This is a genomic window from Simplicispira metamorpha (genome assembly GCF_004341365.1).
Lineage (GTDB): Bacteria > Pseudomonadota > Gammaproteobacteria > Burkholderiales > Burkholderiaceae_C > Simplicispira > Simplicispira metamorpha.
Genome location: NZ_SLXH01000017.1, coordinates 73,619 through 90,819, shown reverse-complemented (window position 1 = coordinate 90,819; position 17,201 = coordinate 73,619). Strand labels below are relative to the sequence as shown.

Below are 17,201 nucleotides of genomic sequence, written 5' to 3'. Positions count from 1 at the left end.
GAGCGCCAGGATATTGGTCTGGAAGGCAATGCCGTCGATCACGCCAATGATGTCGGCGATCTTGCGCGACGAGGCGTTGATGGCCTCCATGGTGTGAACCACCTGCGCCACCACAGAGCCGCCCTTGATGGCCACCTGCGATGCCGACTCGGCCAGTTCGTTGGCGTGCTTGCCGCTGTCAAAGTTCTGTTTGACGGTGCCTGCCAGCTCCTGCATGGAGGCTGCTGTTTGTTCCAGCGCGCTGGCTTGCTCCTCGGTGCGCGAGGACAAATCCAGGTTGCCCGCAGAAATCTGGCTGGTGGCGGTGGCAATGGTGTCGCTGCCGCTGCGCACCCGGCCCACAATCTCTTGCAGGCTCTGGTTCATGTCTTTGAGTGCCTGCATGAGCTGGCCAGTCTCGTCGCCCGAGCGCACCTCGACACGGCTGGTCAGGTCGCCCGCTGCCACGGCCTGCGCCACCTGCACGGCCTCGCGCAGCGGGCCAGTGATGGAGCGCGTGATCCAGTACGCCAGCGCCACGCCACTGACCAGCCCGGCCAGCCCCAGCAGCAGCAGCATCCAGCGCGCCGACTGCGCCTGTGCGCTGGCCCGGGCGCCACTCTCGACCACCAGGCGCTGCTCCATTGCAGACAGCTGATCCACGCGCTGCTGCACGATGGCCAGCTCGGGCAGGGTACGGGCGGTCAATTCAGCGTAGGCCTCTTCCTTGTTCCCGGCGTCCACCAGCGCGTTGAACCGGGCTTGCGAAGTGACGTAGCGCCCACGGGCCTGCTCGGCTTCGGCCAGCAGCGCCCTGGCCTCGGGCAACTGCACCATCTCGGTCAATGTCTTGAAAGACTGGACGAAAGAAGTGCGCGCGGCCACGATTTCAGCGCGCATCTTGGCGCGCTGGGCCTCGTCGGGGGCCAGGTAAATCTCGATGGTGCGCCGCGTATTGGCCTGCGCAATGGCGCTGAGCGTGTTGGCCGCCTGCGCCTTGACCCAATCGACCTCGATGATGTGGCTGTTGGCCGCCGACACACTCGTCAGGCGCAGCACACCGACCACCACCATGACCAGCATCATGGCAATCAACAAACCAAAACCCAGGGCCAAGCGGGTTCCGATGTGCAGGCCGCGCGCACGCGGTTGGGACGTAGGGGGCATACAAGCTTCCTTTTGGTGAAATATGCGTACCGCGCAGAACTGGCGGGTGTTTTTTGCTACTTTTTTAATAGCAAATGACTGGCGTAACCTAGCATTCTTACATCGCAACCACGCAGGCCAAAATTACCTGCATTGCGCAGCCCAGAAGCCGACGAAAACGCACCACCATTGTGCGCAGCCTGCACCAGGCTTGTGCGCCGCTCCTGCACCGCCACGCTCATCCCCGCACTGGGCCGTTGCACCGCCCGCATGGCCGCAGGCGAACGCCGCCTGGCCCAGCGGCTGGAGGACAAACTCGACGGCAATTCGACTCTTCAGACAGACACCCACACCAGCAAAAAACGGCACACCCCTGCCGCTGCCTGCCGGGGCGCGTGCGCCAGCGCCGCTGCCGCACAGCCACCCGGCGATACTTGCCTGCCTGGGCGCCCCACCGCTGACCCCTCCTGCGCCGTCGCCCTGACTGCCCCCTTCCGCCACCTTTGCCTCCCTTTTCCCACCCCTGATTGACGTGCCTACACCCCACTCCACGCCCCCCGCCCCGGCCATCGACTTTGACGAGGCCTACTACCAGCGCTTTTACTTCGACCCCAAAACCAGCGTGGCCGACCCGCAGCACATCGAGCGCCTGGGCGCCTTTGTGTGCAGCTACCTGCACTACCTGCGCGTGCCGGTGCTGCGCGTGCTGGATGTGGGCTGCGGCATCGGGCTGTGGCGCGATGTGGTGGCGCGGCATTTTCCGCAGGCGCAGTTCCACGGCGTGGAGGTCAGCGCCTACCTGTGCGAGCGCTTTGGCTGGGAGCGCGGCTCGGTGCTGGACTACCGCGCCAGCGCGCCGTTTGACCTGGTGATCTGCCAGGGCGTGCTGCCCTACCTGAACGCCGCCGACGCCCAGGCCGCCATGCGCAACCTGGCGCGCCTGAGCCAGGGCGCGCTGTACGTCGAGGCTGTCACGCGCGAGGACTGGGAGCAGGACATCGTCGATCAAACCCTGACCGACACGCGCCAGTACCGCCACCGCGCGCAGCTGTACCGGCGCACGCTGGCCGAGGGCTTTACCGAAATCGGCGGCGGCCTGTGGCTGAGCCACCGCGCTGAAGTACCGCTGTTCGCCCTCGAACATATGGGCGGGCGATGAGCAGGGCGGGCCTGGTTGGCGCTGGCGCAGGCGCGGCTACAGCGGCAGCACCTGCCACGTTAACGGCACCCGCTGCGCTGGTAGCAGCGGCCGAACAGGCGGCGCCCCATGCCACAGCTACGGCAGCAGCGCCCATGCCTGCGCCACCCCACGCTGTCTCGCGCCTGCGCACGGCGCGGCTGGCGCGCAGTGCCAAGCCGTTTCTGGCGCGCGGTGGCTCGCGGGTGCTGCGCTGCCCGGACTGCCGTGTGGCCCTCAGCCACTGTCTGTGCAGCCTGCGCCCGCAGGTGGCTACGCAGGCGGGCATGTGCCTGATCATGGCCGACATCGAGCCGCTCAAGCCCAGCAACACCGGCTGGCTGATTGCCGACGTGGTGGCCGACACCTGGGCCTTTGGCTGGGCGCGCACCGAGGTCGATCCGGCCCTGCTGGCGCTGCTGGCCGATCCGCAGTGGCAGCCGGTGCTGGTGTTTCCGGGCGAGTTCGTCGCGCCGCAGCGGCTGCTGACGGCGTGGCCGGGGGCAGACAGCACCCATGCCCATGCCAGCGCAGGTGGCACTGGCACCACGGCCAACACCAACCCTGGTGGTGCCTGCGCAGCAGAGGCACCCCAGGCCACCGAGGCACTCCGGGATGCCGCTGCCACCGACAGTACCCGCGCCGCGCCCCCCGCAGCCGCGCCCGCCCGGCGCCCGCTGTTTGTGCTGCTGGACGCCACCTGGTCGGAGGCGCGCAAGATGTTCCGCAAAAGCCCCTACCTCGACCACCTGCCGGTGCTGAGTTTGCAGCCCGAGCAGCTCTCGCGCTACCGCCTGCGCCGCTCCCGGCGCGAAGACCATTTCTGCACCGCCGAGGTCGCCGCCCTGTGCCTGGAGCTGGCGGGCGAGCCCCACGCCGCGCGCACACTGGAGGCCTACCTGGACGTGTTCACCCACCACTACCTGCAAGCCAAGCAGCAACTGCCGGTGGATTGGCACAGCGCGGCACATGCCCAACTGCGCAGCCTGCGCCCGCCAGATGTGCCAGCGGATGCGGATGCGCCCGGCAGCCGCCAGAACCATCAAAATGTATAGCTGCTTGCGCCCGAAATGTAAGGGCTGGAGGCCCATTGAGGCCTGATTTTTTCTGCCTGGCAGTGCTGCGCCACACAGCACGCCCACCACCGCCTATTTGCTCCCGAATCAATAGCTTCTTACGCTTATTTCATAAGGGCTAGAGGCCAATTTGACCTGCATTTTCCTGGGCGATGGCACGGAACGGCGCCGACACCCGCGCATCCTGCGCCACCGCCTGCCAGAAGCGATGCGCCAGCGCCTGGGCCTGCGCCCATTCGCTCAGGGTGGCAGTGCTGGGCTGCAAAGCGCGTTGGGCAAAATCGCGCGCCACCAGCTCACCGCCGACGGGGGCGTAGAGCATGGGCAGCATGTCGTAGGTGGGCGACAGCGCCCAGTCGTCGCCGGGGCGCAGCAGTTGGCGCTCGGCCATGCGCTGGGCGGTGGCAGCCCAGTTGTCGATCTCGCCCACCGAATAGCGCGAGGGGCTCTATCCATTTGGGCTGGCCGCTTGCGGCCTGGAGGCAGAACCGCCCCCATTGGCTGGAGGGGTAAGCGCAGCCAGCCTGCTGCTGGATGTACTGCTGGATGATTTCTAGCGGTGCCCCGCCGCACGACAGTACACAGTAACTGCGCGACCAAAGCACCGGCTTGGAATACACGCCGGCCAACTCTTGGGTAAACATCGTGCGCAAGCGCCTGCTGGTGCCCGTCTTGAGTGCATTCACAAACCCGTATAGTGACCAATCATGAGCGAAGCCCGCAACCTGCGTAAAACAACCTATCGGCTGTACCCAACGCCAAAGCAGGTGTTTGCGCTCGATGCGCTCTTGCGCTCACACCAACAGCTTTACAACGCAGCCTTGGAAGAGCGCATCAGCGCCTGGTCAAAGGCGGGCAAATCGATTTCCTACGCTGACCAGTGCAAGAGCCTGACGCTGTTGCGCCGTGAATTGCCCGAGTGGCGCGATGCAGCCAACTGCTCCAGCCAGCAAATGACGCTGCGCCGCCTGGACAAGGCCTTTACCGCCTTCTTTCGGCGGGTCAAAGCGGGCCAAACACCGGGTTTTCCCCGCTTCAAGTCGCTGGGGCGTTTTTCCGGTTTCAGCGTCAAGAGCCATGGCGACGGTTGGCGCTTCACACCCACAGATGGCTGGAAACACGGCAGCTTGCGTCTGTCGGGCGTGGGCCAGATTCGTGCCCGTGGCCAAGCCCGTCAGGGCGGGGAAATTCGGGCGTCGGACATCCTGCACCGCGATGGTCGCTGGTATTTGTCGCTGACCGTGGCCGTGGCCAGCCCAGAACGCACCCGGCAGGCCGATGGCGCACTGGCCTATGACTGGGGCGTGGAGCGCTTCCTGTCGGGTGTCACGCACACCGGCGAGCTGGAGAACATCGACAACCCGCGCTGGTGGCAACAAGAGATGGAGCAGACCATCCGGTTGCAGCAAGCCGTTTCGCGCAAACCTAACCGCCGCTCCAACCGCAGAAAGAAGGCTGTGCGCAGGCTGGCTGCTGCCCGCGCCAAGGTAGCCCGCAAGCGGCTGGACTGGGTGCACCAGCAAACGGCAGCGCTGGCAGGCAAATATGCCTTGGTGGCAACGGAAGAACTCACGCTCAAGAACATGACCCGCAGCGCCTCGGGCACTGCGGAAGAACCGGGAAAACAAGTGGCCCAAAAGGCGGGCCTGAACCGGGAAATTCTGGACACCGCCCCTGGGCTGTTCACTTCGCTGTTTCGCTACAAAGTGCTGGAAACTGGTGGCGAATGGGTGGACGCTCCAACCCGCAAACTCAAACCCAGCCAGCGCTGCCCCCGGTGCTGGCATGTGGCCAAAAAGCAGTTGTCGCAGCGAATGCACTGCTGCGAGCAATGCGGGCACCAGGAGAACAGGGATACGGCTTCAGCGCGTGTGGTGCTCTGCTGGGCTTTGGAATCAATATCCGGTCAGGAACTGGCCGAGACGGGGATTCATTCTCCCCGTGAAACTCCACCCTTTGCAACGCATAGGGTGGAGTAGTTCATCTTTTGCACCTGGCCCGACTGGATCAAGGGCGCCAGCGCGCGCGAGACCGTGGGCTGGCTGACGCCCAGCAGGCGCTGCAAGTCGGCGCTGGAGAGTACGCTGCCTTGTCGGCGCAGGGCTTGCAAGGCGTGGGCGGTAAGATCGTTTTGCGGTGTCATGAATGGTGGCATGAATAGATACTTTTTAAAAATATCTATATATTTCAAATAGTTATAAATTTTTCTGAATAGATTGTGCAGCGCAGATTTTTGCTCATTGCCGGGGCGGCAGCCGTGGCCGGCGCACTGGGCGCCTGTGCCAGCGCGCCCTCGCACACCGTGCTGCCGCTGGCGCAGTTGCAGCAGGCGCTGGCACAGCGCTTTCCGCGCACGCACACGCTGGGCGGGGCGCTGGTGCAGCTGCAATGGCAGGCGCCGCAGTTGCAAGCGCTGCCCGAGCGCAACCGGCTGCGCGCGCAGCTGGCCGTGCAGGTGTCGGGGCCGCTGCTGCGGCGCAGCGTGGACGGCACGCTGGCGCTGGACTTTGCCCTGCGCTACGAAGCCAGCGACGCCACACTGCGCGCCACCGATGTGCGCCTGGGCACGCTCGACTTTCCCGGCCTGCCCCCGGCCACGGCGGCGCTGGTGAACACCGCCGCAGGGCCGCTGGCGGCGCAGTGGCTGGGCGAGGTGGTGCTCTACACCCTGCGCCCGCAAGACCAGGCGCGCCTGGCCGCCCGGGGCCTGCAGCCGGGCGCCATCACCGTCACAGCGCAGGGCCTGGAAGTGCAGTGGCTGCGGCCAGGCACACCGTAAATTGCACAATCCACTATCAAATCAATAGCTACCAGCGCTTTCTGTACGGGCCTTGAAAGCCATTTTGGCGCTTGATTTACCACGCTGCGCCCAGTCACCGCAGAGCGCGCCCCAGGGCGGTGCAGCGCAGTGCCCTGCACGCCCTTGCCCGCCAGAGGCGCCCCGCCGGGGCAAAATCACCCCCTATGAGCTGGAACCGCACCCTATCCAACGACTTCAGCCAGGCCACCGCCCTGGTCGCTGATGCCAATACCTCCACCCGCAGCGTCATGGGCGCGCAGCTGCGTGAGCTGGGCGTGAAATCCATCCGCCAGGTCTCGCGCGCCAGCGATGCCCGCAAGCACCTGGAGGCACAGACCTTCGACATCGTGCTGTGCGAACAAAACTTTCCACAGGAATCCATCACCGGGCAAGAGCTGCTGGACGACTTGCGCCGGGGCGGCATGCTGCCGCTGGCCACCATTTTCATCATGGTCACGCCCGAGGCCTCGTATGCCAAGGTGGCCGAGGCGGCCGAGTCCATGCTCGACGGCTACCTGCTCAAGCCCTTCACCGCCGCGCGCCTGCAAGAGCGCATTGCCCAGGCACGCCAGCGCAAAGTGGCCCTGCAAGAGATTTACCAGCTGATTGAAGACCAGTCGTTCATCCAGGCCGCGCGCCTGTGCCTGACGCGCTTCAACGAGCGCGCACCGTACTGGAACTTTGCCGCCCGCATCGGCGCCGAGCTGCTGCTGCGCCTGGCGCGCTTTGAGATGGCGCAAAAGCTCTACGAGGCCATGCTCACCGCCGAACCCGCCCCCTGGGCGCGCCTGGGCCTGGCGCGGGTGCAGCTGGAGATGGGCCAGCCGCACAAGGCCAAGCCGCTGCTGGAGGCCCTGCTGACCGACGAGCCCAGCTACGCCGATGCCTGCGACAACTTTGCCCGCACGCTGGTGGAACTGGGCCAGTTTGAAGAAGCGCTGAAGGCCTACAAGACCTCGACCGACCTCACGCCCGCCTCGATTGCGCGGCTGCAACGCCACGGCATGCTGGCCTTTTACCTGGGCGATAAACCCACCGCCGTGGCGCTGCTGGAGCGCTCGGTGCGGCTGGGCCTGGGCTCGAAAATGTTCGATGGCCAGACCCTCACGCTGCTGGCCATGCAGCGCTTCGAGATCGACGAGCCCAAGCAGTTTCGGCAGTTTTTCAAAGACCAGCAGGCCATGTCCGAGCGCAACCCCGAATCGGTGCGGCTGCGGCGCATGGTGCAGGCGCTGCATGTGCTGGACGCCTGCCTGTACCAGGGCGCGCCCGAGACGCTGGAAGCGCTGAGCCATTTGACAGAGCCGATTTTGCAGCCCGACTTTGACTTTGAGGCCGCCTGCAACCTGCTCTCGGTGCTGGCCCTGCTGGCCACCAAAGACATTATTCCGCCCGATGGCGAACGCACCGTGCAGACGCTGGGCCTGCGTTTTGCCACCTCCATGGCCATGTGCGAGCTGCTGATGGGCGCCGCCTACAAGCACGAGCGCACCTGCGAGCTGCTGCAAGCGAGCAACACCCAGGTGCTGCGCCTGCTCGACCAGGCCCTGGCGCCCAGCCGCAGCGGCGAACCCGGCACCGCAGGCAAGGCCGTCGAAACCCTGCTGGCCCAGGGCGTGGCCACGCTCAACGCCAAGGTGATTGAAACGGCCTGGCGCGTGCTGCAACGCTACGAAAGCGACATTGCCAACGCCACCGAGCTGGCCGAGAAGATCGAGCCCTGGCGCCAGGCACTGGGCAGTGCCTACAACAAGCCCGTGCTGGGCGACCGCAACATGCGCCAGTCGGGCGGCGTGAGCCTGCGCGGCATGGACTCGGCACCGCTGCAACCCACCATGGGCGCAGCGCACCACGCCCACGCCGTCTGAGGGCCTTGCGCACGCCCGGCGCGGTAGCGGCTCAATGGGGAAACCCGTAGGGCGTGAACCGGCTCTGGTTTTCATCGACCTCCAGCGCGCGCCCGACATACGGAAAGGCGCGCTGCGGGCAACGGTCGCGCTCGCACACCTTGCAGCCCATGCCGATGGGGGTGGCGGCCTCGGGGGTCTGCAAATCCAGCCCCTGGGCATAGACCAGGCGCCCGGCGTGGCGCACATCGCAGCCCAGGCCGATGGAGAACGTGCGGCGCGGCGAGCCATAACCGCCCTGGCTGCGCGCAATGGAGCGGGCCACCCACAGGTAGCGCCGCCCGTCCGGCATGTTGGCCAACTGCGCCAGGATGCGGCCCGGTTGGCCAAAGGCTTCGTACACGTTCCACAAAGGGCAGGTGCCGCCCGTGCGGCTGAAGTGAAAGTGTGTGGCCGACTGGCGCTTGGAGATGTTGCCCGCCCGGTCCACGCGCACAAAGAAAAACGGCACCCCCGGCGCACCCGGGCGCTGTAGCGTGCTCAGGCGGTGGCACACGGTTTCAAAGCCCACGCCAAAGCGCTGCTCCAGCAGTTCGATGTCATAGCGCAGCGACTCGGCTGCCGCCAGAAATGGCCCATACGGCAACAGCAAGGCCCCCGCAAAGTAGTTGGCCAGGCCCATGCGGGCCAGCTTGCGGGCCGCCGTGTCGTGGGCCAGCTGCGGCACGCGGATCAGCGCATCAATGGTGTCGGCGTGCTCCAGCAGTGCCCATTGCGTGCCCAGCTGGAATGCCTGCTGCGCGCCGTTGAGTTCGGCGGCCAGCTGCAAGGTGCGCCGCTCAGGGGCAAAGCTGCGTTTGCCATGCGCCGCATCCTCGGTGCGCTCCATGCGCACACCGTGGCGCAGTTCCAGGCGCTGCGCCAACCAGTGCGCTAGCGCGTCGCCCTGCGCCTGGGCTTGGGTGGCCAGGGCTTCGGCAGCGCGGTCGAGCACGTCGAAATGGTTCTGGTGGGCAAAGAAAAAGTCCCGCACCACCTCAAAGGGCATGGCCGTGGGCGCGGCGGCATCGGAGCGGCCATCGCCCAGGCGCAGGGACATCATCTCGATGCGCTCCATGGCCTCCAGGTGCCGGCGGTGCAGCGCCAGCACGGCCTGGCCCAAGGCGGGCATCTGCGCAGCCACCTCTTGCAACTCGGGCAGCGCCACGGGCTGGGCGGCATCGGCAAATACCTCTTTCAGCCCGGCAATCAAGCGCGCCTCGTCGTCCTCGGAAAACTCCTGGATATCGACGCCCAGGGTGCGGTTGAGCTTGAGCAACACCGACACCGTGAGGGGCCGCTGGTTCTGCTCGATCTGGTTCAGGTAGCTGGGCGAGAGGCCCAGGGCATGGGCCAGGGCGATTTGCGACATGCCCCGCTCCGCACGCAGTTTGCGCAGCTTGACGCCCATGAAAGTTTTTTTCACAGCACCCCCGAGAGCAGCGACAAATTTGCAAAATTTGCAATTTCATGGATGGTGTTTCGCAAGATTTCGCCTTTTTAGCTCTGTTGGGAACCGGGTATTTTGCGTAAATTGCGAAGAATGACAACCCCCGGAGACCACCCCATGACCACCCCGACCGCAGACAGCGCTGCCCCTGCCAGCGCCAGCTTCAAGCCCAAGAAATCCGTCGCCCTCTCGGGCGTGACCGCAGGCAACACCGCGCTGTGTACGGTGGGCAAAACGGGCAACGACCTGCACTACCGGGGCTACGACATCCTGGACATGGCCCAGGTGTGCGAGTTCGAGGAAGTGGCCCACCTGCTGGTACACGGCAAGCTGCCCACGCGCGCTGAACTCCAAGCCTACAAAGCCAAGCTGCGCGCCCTGCGCGGCCTGCCCGGCAGCGTGAAGGTGGCGCTGGAGCAATTGCCCGCCGCCAGCCACCCCATGGACGTGATGCGCACCGGCGTCTCGGCCCTGGGCTGCGCCCTGCCCGAAAAAGACGACCACAACCTGCCCGGCGCGCGCGACATTGCCGACCGCCTGATGGCCAGCCTGGGCAGCATGCTGCTGTACTGGTACCACTTCAGCAACTCGGGCCGGCGCATTGAGGTGCAAACCGATGACGACTCCATCGGCGCGCATTTTCTGCACCTGCTGCACGGCGCCAAGCCCTGCGATGCATGGGTGCGGGCCATGCACACCTCACTGAACCTGTACGCCGAGCACGAGTTCAACGCCAGCACCTTCACCGCGCGCGTGATTGCGGGCACGGGCAGCGACATGTATTCGAGCATTGCCGGGGCCATTGGCGCGCTGCGCGGCCCCAAGCACGGCGGCGCCAACGAGGTGGCGTTCGAGATCCAGAAACGCTACGACAACCCCGACGAGGCAGAAAACGACATCCGCCACCGCGTGGCCAACAAAGAGGTGGTGATCGGCTTTGGCCACCCGGTCTATACCGTGAGCGACCCGCGCAATGTCGTCATCAAGGAGGTGGCGCGCCAGCTCTCGCTGCAAGCGGGCAGCAGCAAGATGTACGACATTGCCGAGCGCCTGGAGCGCGTGATGTGGAAAGAGAAAAACATGTTCCCCAACCTCGACTGGTTCAGCGCCGTGAGCTACCACATGATGCAGGTGCCCACCGCCATGTTCACGCCGCTGTTCGTCATGGCGCGCACCAGCGGCTGGGCCGCGCACGTGATCGAGCAGCGCCTGGACAACAAGATCATCCGCCCCAGCGCCCACTACACCGGGCCGGACGACCAGCGGTTTGTGCCCATCGAAGAACGCCATTGAAGCAAAAACCATAGCTGCCAGCGCTTATCACATAGAGCTTTCGGCCTGTTTTTGTGCTGAAAGCAACGTCCACCAAGCGCAAGCAGCTCACAAAAAAAGAGCAAACCTGTCCCGCCCCATGATGAACACTGCCCACCGCAAACCCCTTCCCGGCACTGCCTTGCAGTATTTCGACGCGCACGAGGCCGTCGAACAACTCCAGCCCGGCGCCTGGGCCCAGCTGCCCTACACGGCGCGCGTACACGCCGAAAACCTGGTGCGCAGCGCCGACCCCGCGCAGCTGAACGACTACCTGCGCCAGCTCATCGAGCGCCAGCGCGACATGGACTTTCCGTGGTTCCCGGTGCGCGTGGTGTGCCACGACATCCTGGGCCAGACGGCGCTGGTGGATTTGGCCGGGCTGCGCGATGCGATTGCCAAGGAGGGCGGCGACCCGGCTGCCGTGAACCCGGTGGTACCGGTGCAGCTCATCGTGGACCACTCGCTGGCCGTGGAGTGCGGCGGCTTTGACCCCGACGCCTTTGCCAAAAACCGCGCCATTGAAGAGCGCCGCAACGAGGACCGCTTCCACTTCATCGAATGGACGAAGAAGGCGTTTACCAACGTCCAGGTCATCCCGGCGGGCAACGGGATCATGCACCAGATCAACCTGGAGAAGATGTCGCCCGTGGTGTACGTACAAGACGGCGTGGCTTTCCCCGACACCTGCGTGGGCACCGACAGCCACACGCCGCACGTCGATGCGCTGGGCGTGATCGCCGTGGGCGTGGGCGGCCTGGAGGCCGAGAACGTGATGCTGGGCCGCGCCAGCTGGATGCGCCTGCCCACCATCGTGGGCGTGGAGCTGACGGGCGCGCCCCCCAGCGGCATCACCGCCACCGACACCGTGCTGGCGCTGACCGAATTCCTGCGCCAGGAAAAAGTGGTGGGCGCCTACCTGGAGTTCTACGGCGCGGGCGCGCAGGGCCTGTCGGTGGGCGACCGCGCCACCATCAGCAACATGTGCCCCGAATACGGCGCCACTGCCGCGCTGTTCGCCATCGACGCGCAGACGCTGGCCTACCTGCGCCTGACGGGCCGCGACGAGGCGCAGGTGCAGCTGGTGGAAACCTATGCCAAAACGGCAGGCTTCTGGGCCGACACGCTGCGCGAGGTGCAGTACGAGCGCGTGCTGCGCTTTGACCTCGCAAGCGTGGTGCGCAACATGGCCGGGCCATCGAACCCGCACCGGCGCCTGCCCACCTCACAGCTGACCGAGCGCGGCATTGCCGGTGCCGTGAAGCTGGAGATGGCCCGCGCCGACGAGGCCGAAGGGCGCATGCCCGATGGCGCCGTCATCATTGCCGCCATCACCAGCTGCACCAACACCAGCAACCCGCGCAACGTCATCGCCGCCGCACTGCTGGCGCGCAACGCGCGCCGCCTGGGCTTGGTGCGCAAGCCCTGGGTCAAGACCTCGCTGGCGCCCGGCTCCAAGGCCGTGGAGCTGTATTTGAAGGAGGCCGGCCTGATGGAAGACCTGGAGGCGCTGGGCTTTGGCATCGTCGGCTTTGCCTGCACCACCTGCAACGGCATGAGCGGCGCGCTGGAGCCGAAAGTCCAGCAAGAGATCATCGAGCGCAACCTCTACGCCACCGCCGTGCTCTCGGGCAACCGCAATTTTGACGGGCGCATCCACCCGTATGCCAGCCAGGCGTTTCTGGCATCGCCGCCGCTGGTGGTGGCTTATGCCATCGCAGGCACGGTGCGCTTTGACATCGAACGCGACGTGCTCGCGGTGGTGAACGGCCAGCCCATCCGCCTGCAAGACCTGTGGCCCAGCGATGAGGAGATCGACGCCGTGGTGCAGGCCGCCGTCAAGCCCGAACAGTACCGCGCGGTGTACGGGCCCATGTTCGCCATCCACGCCGACGGTGGCGACAAAGTCAACCCGCAGTACGACTGGCGCGCCCAGTCCACCTACATCCGCCGCCCGCCGTACTGGGACACCGAAGGCGTGGGCGCGCTGGCGGCCTTCCCGCGCACGCTCCAGGGCATGCGCGCGCTGGCGCTGCTGGGCGACAACATCACCACCGACCACCTCTCGCCCTCCAATGCCATCCTGGCCGACAGCGCAGCGGGCGAGTACCTGGCCAGGATGGGCCTGCCCGAAGAAGACTTCAACTCCTACGCCACGCACCGGGGCGACCACCTCACGGCCCTGCGCGCCACGTTTGCCAACCCGCAACTGCGCAACGAGATGGCGGTGGTCGGTGGCCAGGTGCAAAAAGGCTCGCTGGCGCGCATCGAACCCGAGGGCCAGGTGGTGCGCATGTGGGAGGCCATCGAGACGTACCTGCACCGCCGCCAGCCGCTCATCATCATTGCCGGGGCCGACTACGGCCAGGGGTCAAGCCGCGACTGGGCCGCCAAGGGCGTGCGCCTGGCGGGCGTGGAAACCGTGGTGGCCGAGGGCTTTGAGCGCATCCACCGCACCAACCTGATCGGCATGGGCGTGCTGCCGCTGGAGTTTGCGCCGGGCGTGAACCGCCGCACGCTGCACCTGGACGGCAGCGAAACCTACGACGTGCTGGGCCAGCGCACCCCGCGCGCCGACCTCACCCTGGTCATCCACCGCCGCAGCGGCGAAACGGTGCAGGCGCGCGTGACCTGCCGCCTGGACACCGCCGAGGAAGTGTCGGTGTACGAAGCGGGCGGCGTGCTGCAACGCTTTGCCCAGGACTTTCTGGAATCCAACCCCAAAACGGCCTCTGGCGCTCTGCGGTAAAGCGCAAGCAGCTATCAAAATATGAGCAAACTACCCCAAATCAAAATCCCCGCCACTTACCTGCGCGGCGGCACCAGCAAGGGCGTGTTCTTCCGCCTGCAAGACCTGCCCGGCGCCGCGCAGCACAGCGGCCCCGCGCGCGACGCGCTGCTGCTGCGCGTGCTCGGCAGCCCCGACCCGTATGGCAAGCAAATCGACGGCATGGGCGGCGCCACCTCGTCCACCTCCAAGGCGGTGATCGTGTCGGCCTCCAGCCAGCCGGGGCACGATGTGGACTACCTGTTCGGCCAGGTGTCCATCGGCCAGCCGGTGGTCGATTGGAGCGGCAACTGCGGCAACCTGTCGGCGGCGGTGGGGCCGTTCGCCATCGCGGGCGGGCTGGTGGCCAAGGAGCGCATTCCCGACAACGGCATCTGCACCGTGCGCATCTGGCAGGCCAACATCGGCAAAACCATCGTGGCGCATGTGCCCATCACCCACGGGCAGGTGCAGGAGACGGGCGACTTTGAACTCGACGGCGTGACCTTCCCCGCCGCCGAGGTGCAGCTCGAATTCCTGGACCCCGCCGATGGCGGCGAGGAGGGCGGCGCCCTGTTCCCCACGGGCAACGTGGTGGACACGCTGGACGTGCCCGGCGTGGGCCGCTTGCCGGCCACGCTCATCAACGCGGGCATACCCACCATCTTCCTCAATGCCCGCGACCTGGGCTACACCGGCACCGAGCGGCAAGACGCCATCAACGGCGACGCTGCTGCGCTGGCGCGTTTTGAAGCGATCCGCGCCTGGGGCGCCGTGAAGATGGGCCTGATTGCCCAGGTAGCCGACGCCGCCACGCGCCAGCACACACCCAAAATCGCCTTCGTGGCACCGCCCGCCGACTACGTGGCCTCCAGCGGCAAGGCCGTGCAGGCGGGCGAGGTGGATTTGCTGGTGCGCGCGCTGTCCATGGGCCAGCTGCACCACGCCATGATGGGCACGGCAGCGGTGGCCATTGGCACGGCGGCGGCCATCCCCGGCACGCTGGTCAACCTGGCCGCCGGGGGCGGCACACGCAACGCCGTGCGCTTTGGCCACCCCTCGGGCACGCTGCGCGTGGGCGCCGAAGCCCGGCTGGCGAACGGCCAATGGACAGCCACCAAAGCCCTGATGGGCCGCAGCGCCCGCGTGCTGATGGAAGGCTGGGTACGGGTGCCTGGCTGACCCCAGTTTTTTGGCAGGAGCGGTCGCCTCGGGGGCCATGGCAAGCACTCCTGTTTTCATAGCTGCTAGCGCTTGCCCAGCGGGCGCTGGCGGCTCTTTTTATATAAATCCTACCGGCACGGGTGCTGGCTGCACGGCGCTGGCCTGTGGGGCGATGGAGAAAAAAGCAATGTCCACACGCAAACAACTCAAGCAACTTGTCGAGGCCCGCAGCGGCCTGATCGTTCCGGGCGCATTCAACGCGCTGTCGGCCACCGTCATTGCCGACCTGGGCTTTCAGGCCATTTACGTCACCGGCGCGGGTGTGACGAACATGTGGTTTGGCATGCCCGACCAGGGTTTCATGGGCCTGCACGAGATCGCCGAGCACACCGCCCGCATCCGCGACGCCGTGCAGGTGCCGCTCATCGTCGATGCCGACACCGGCTTTGGCAACGCGCTCAACGTGGTCCACACCGTGCGCACGCTGGAGCGCGCCGGGGCCGACTGCATCCAGCTCGAAGACCAGGTGGCGCCCAAGCGCTGCGGGCATTTCAACGGCAAAGAGGTCATCAGCACCGAAGAGGCCGTGGACAAGATCAAGGCCGCCGTGGATGCGCGGCGCGACCCCGATTTGCTCATCATGGCGCGCACCGACGCTGCCGCCACCCACGGCTTCGAGGCCGCCGTGGAGCGCGCACAAAAGTTTGCCGAGGCGGGCGCCGACATCCTGTTCGTCGAAGCCGTCACCCAGGCCGAAGAGGTGCGCGCCCTGCCCCAGCGGCTGGCCAAGCCGCAGTTGATGAACATGGTGATTGGCGGCAAAACGCCCCTCTTCAACGCCGACCAACTGGGCGCGCTGGGCTTTGGCATCGTGCTCTACGCCAACGCGGCCTTGCAGGGCGCGGTGATGGGCATGCAAAACGCCCTGACCGTGCTGCGCGACACCAAGGAAGTGCGCGAGGACAGCGGCCTGGTCACCCCCTTTGCCGAGCGCCAGCGCCTGGTGGGCAAACCCCAGTGGGATGCGCTGGAGCAGCGTTACACCGGAGGCACCAGGGCACCGCAATGAGCGACTTTTTCTACCGCTGTGCGCCAGAACCGTGCGCACCGACCACCGCGCCAAACTTGCAGCCCCGCGCGCTGTACGAGGCCCTGGCAGACCGTGTGCGCGAGCGCATCCTGGCCCATGAACTGAGGCCGGGAGAGCCCATCAGCGAAACGGCCTTGATGCACGAATACGGCGTCAGCCGCACGCCGGTGCGCGAAACCCTCAAGCTGCTGCACCACGAGGGCTTGCTGACGGCGCGCCCCCGGCGGGGCATGTCGGTTCGCATCCTGGGCACACAAGAGCGCGAAGAGGCCATGCGCCTGCACCGCCTGCTGCAAACCCACGCCAGCGCCCATGGCGTGGCGTTCGGGGCGCAGCCATGCCAGTCGTTGCTAGGCCGCATCCTGGGAATGACCGAACTGCACCTGCGGCTGGCCTACGGGCCGGCCTTTGAAGGGATGCTCCAGAAAGCGCAGGGCCAGCAGGGGCGCTGAAGGGCACCGCGTCAGGCCAGCAGCGGCTGGCGGGCCTGCGCGATGAAGGCTTGCAGGTAGTCGATGGCCGTGTCCCCCTCGCGCACGCCCAGGTAGATGTGCTTGGCAATACCATGCGGCCCCAGCCGCACGGGCACCACGTCCATCTTGCTGGCGTACTCCTGCACCAGCCAGCGCGGCAGTCCAGCCACGCCCCGGCCACTGGCCACCATCTGCAACATGATGTCGGTGGTTTCAATGGTTTTGTGGCGCTTGGGCAGTACGCCTGCGGGCAGCAGAAACTGGGTGTAGATGTCCAGCCGGTCTGTGGCCACCGGGTAGGTGATGAGCACCTCTTGCGCCAGCTGGCGGGGGTTGACGCAAGGCGCATCCGCCAGCGCGTGGCCGCGCGCTACCACCAGCACCTGCTCGTAATCAAACACCGGCTCAAAGTGCAGGCCCGGCTTGAATACCGGGTCGGGGGTGACCAACAGGTCAATCTCGTAGCCGTACAACGCGCCCATGCCGCCGAACTGGAATTTCTGCTTCACATCCACGTCCACGTCGGGCCACGCGGCCAGATAGGGAGACACCACCTTCAGCAGCCACTGGTAGCAGGGGTGGCACTCCATGCCGATGCGCAGCGTGCCACGCTCGCCTTGGGCGAACTGGCGCAGCCGCTCTTCGGCCAAGCTGAGCTGGGGCAGCACGCGGCCCGCCAGCGCCAGCAGGTACTGCCCGGCCTGCGTGAGGCGCAGGCTGCGGCCCTCGCGCAGCCAGATGGAGGTGCCCAGCTGCTGCTCCAGCTTTTTCATGCTGTGGCTCAGGGCCGACTGGGTGACGCAGAGCTTGTCGGCAGCCGCCGTGAGCGAGCCCTGGCGCTCAACCTCCTGCACCACGGCGAGATGGATACGCTCCAACATA

At 66.3% G+C, this 17,201-nt stretch carries 15 protein-coding genes and 1 pseudogene; 10 read left to right on the top strand and 6 right to left on the bottom strand.

Going from position 1 to position 17,201, the window contains the following annotated elements; all coding sequences use genetic code 11:
* Positions 1-1,146: MCP four helix bundle domain-containing protein (locus tag EV674_RS10585; protein ID WP_132750433.1), on the bottom strand; the 1,146-nt coding region annotated here is incomplete at its 3' end.
* A 511-nt stretch (positions 1,147-1,657) separates the two neighbouring features.
* Between EV674_RS10585 and EV674_RS10575 the strand changes: the two genes are divergently transcribed.
* Positions 1,658-2,284, top strand: coding sequence for a class I SAM-dependent methyltransferase (locus EV674_RS10575; protein ID WP_241524932.1), 627 nt, complete (start codon positions 1,658-1,660; stop codon positions 2,282-2,284).
* Positions 2,285-2,418: 134 nt separating this feature from the next.
* Positions 2,419-3,357 (top strand): tRNA-uridine aminocarboxypropyltransferase, encoded by a 939-nt coding sequence (locus EV674_RS10570; protein WP_119013264.1) that lies wholly within the window; start codon positions 2,419-2,421, stop codon positions 3,355-3,357.
* Between the two features lie 139 nt (positions 3,358-3,496).
* Here the strand turns inward: EV674_RS10570 and EV674_RS10565 are convergent, their stop codons facing one another.
* Positions 3,497-3,808: a hypothetical protein gene (locus EV674_RS10565; protein WP_165887090.1), complete on the bottom strand. Its 312-nt coding sequence runs from the start codon at positions 3,806-3,808 to the stop codon at positions 3,497-3,499.
* A gap of 88 nt (positions 3,809-3,896) precedes the next feature.
* Positions 3,897-4,121: pseudogene (locus tag EV674_RS10560) on the bottom strand (transposase); the annotation flags it as partial.
* Here EV674_RS10560 and EV674_RS10555 point away from each other — a divergent pair.
* Positions 4,086-5,357 (top strand): RNA-guided endonuclease InsQ/TnpB family protein, encoded by a 1,272-nt coding sequence (locus tag EV674_RS10555; protein ID WP_119013192.1) that lies wholly within the window; start codon positions 4,086-4,088, stop codon positions 5,355-5,357. The pseudogene EV674_RS10560 and the gene EV674_RS10555 overlap by 36 nt on opposite strands.
* On the opposite strand, the gene EV674_RS10550 is transcribed toward EV674_RS10555, so the two are convergent.
* Positions 5,309-5,521, bottom strand: coding sequence for a MarR family transcriptional regulator (locus EV674_RS10550; protein ID WP_119013193.1), 213 nt, complete (start codon positions 5,519-5,521; stop codon positions 5,309-5,311). The genes EV674_RS10555 and EV674_RS10550 overlap by 49 nt on opposite strands.
* Positions 5,522-5,596: 75 nt before the next feature.
* On the opposite strand from EV674_RS10550, the gene EV674_RS10545 reads away from it, so the two are divergent.
* On the top strand, positions 5,597-6,157 hold the full coding sequence (locus tag EV674_RS10545; protein ID WP_241524934.1) for a DUF1439 domain-containing protein: 561 nt from the start codon (positions 5,597-5,599) through the stop codon (positions 6,155-6,157).
* A 185-nt stretch (positions 6,158-6,342) separates the two neighbouring features.
* Positions 6,343-8,046 (top strand): response regulator, encoded by a 1,704-nt coding sequence (locus EV674_RS10540; RefSeq protein WP_119013195.1) that lies wholly within the window; start codon positions 6,343-6,345, stop codon positions 8,044-8,046.
* A gap of 31 nt (positions 8,047-8,077) precedes the next feature.
* Here the strand turns inward: EV674_RS10540 and EV674_RS10535 are convergent, their stop codons facing one another.
* Positions 8,078-9,490: a short-chain fatty acyl-CoA regulator family protein gene (locus tag EV674_RS10535; RefSeq protein ID WP_119013196.1), complete on the bottom strand. Its 1,413-nt coding sequence runs from the start codon at positions 9,488-9,490 to the stop codon at positions 8,078-8,080.
* 141 nt (positions 9,491-9,631) lie between these two features.
* Between EV674_RS10535 and prpC the strand changes: the two genes are divergently transcribed.
* The 5 genes from prpC (at position 9,632) to EV674_RS10510 (ending at position 16,298) form a co-directional block, all read left to right on the top strand.
* Positions 9,632-10,807 (top strand): bifunctional 2-methylcitrate synthase/citrate synthase, encoded by a 1,176-nt coding sequence (prpC, locus tag EV674_RS10530; protein WP_119013197.1) that lies wholly within the window; start codon positions 9,632-9,634, stop codon positions 10,805-10,807.
* A gap of 121 nt (positions 10,808-10,928) precedes the next feature.
* Positions 10,929-13,574, top strand: a complete 2,646-nt coding sequence (gene acnD, locus EV674_RS10525; RefSeq protein WP_119013265.1) for a Fe/S-dependent 2-methylisocitrate dehydratase AcnD — start codon at positions 10,929-10,931, stop codon at positions 13,572-13,574.
* Between the two features lie 21 nt (positions 13,575-13,595).
* On the top strand, positions 13,596-14,774 hold the full coding sequence (prpF, locus tag EV674_RS10520; RefSeq protein WP_119013198.1) for a 2-methylaconitate cis-trans isomerase PrpF: 1,179 nt from the start codon (positions 13,596-13,598) through the stop codon (positions 14,772-14,774).
* A gap of 169 nt (positions 14,775-14,943) precedes the next feature.
* Positions 14,944-15,825, top strand: coding sequence for an isocitrate lyase/PEP mutase family protein (locus EV674_RS10515; RefSeq protein ID WP_119013266.1), 882 nt, complete (start codon positions 14,944-14,946; stop codon positions 15,823-15,825).
* Positions 15,822-16,298 (top strand): GntR family transcriptional regulator, encoded by a 477-nt coding sequence (locus EV674_RS10510; protein ID WP_119013199.1) that lies wholly within the window; start codon positions 15,822-15,824, stop codon positions 16,296-16,298. The genes EV674_RS10515 and EV674_RS10510 overlap by 4 nt, the downstream gene beginning before the upstream one ends.
* An 11-nt stretch (positions 16,299-16,309) precedes the next feature.
* On the opposite strand, the gene EV674_RS10505 is transcribed toward EV674_RS10510, so the two are convergent.
* Positions 16,310-17,200, bottom strand: coding sequence for a LysR family transcriptional regulator (locus EV674_RS10505; protein ID WP_119013200.1), 891 nt, complete (start codon positions 17,198-17,200; stop codon positions 16,310-16,312).
* Position 17,201 lies beyond the last annotated feature (1 nt).